At 61.2% G+C, this 400-nt stretch carries 1 protein-coding gene; it reads right to left on the bottom strand.

Features of this window, described 5'->3' with window-relative positions:
• Positions 1–183: 183 nt before the first annotated feature.
• The coding region (locus AC3XQU_RS23130; RefSeq protein ID WP_489876498.1) for a hypothetical protein at positions 184–400 on the bottom strand (217 nt) is incomplete at its 5' end.

Here is a 400-nt window from a genome sequence, read left to right as displayed (position 1 = left end):
GCCATTTGTCGACTTCTCTCCGATCAGTACGCCACTGTGTGAAGAGGAAGTTCGCGACCGTCGCAGCAACGGCGACTATTGACAGGATTGTTGCCCACATACAACAGACCGTAATCGACCAGTCCACACTTACTGGAACTCCGGTTCGACCGTGTGCGCCGGTCGAACCGGAGAACCTTTGGCTCACACTGTCAATGCGACGGCACCAGCCGTCGGCGCCGGGTAGATGATCGACGTCGGCTCCATGTGAATGTGCTGATCCGCCGCGATCGGGGTCAGCAGCGGACCTGCCGCAGGCTCAGTCGCGGGAGCTACCGGCGCATTCAGCACCACGTCGTACGGACCCACGCCCCACGGCGAATTCGCCTCGGTACGCGCCGTAATCGTGAAGTTCGCGAGC

Source organism: Telluria sp. AZSoR62 (assembly GCF_058111565.1).
The sequence above is the reverse complement of the archived record's forward strand: the minus strand, read 5'-3'. Positions and strand labels throughout refer to the sequence as shown.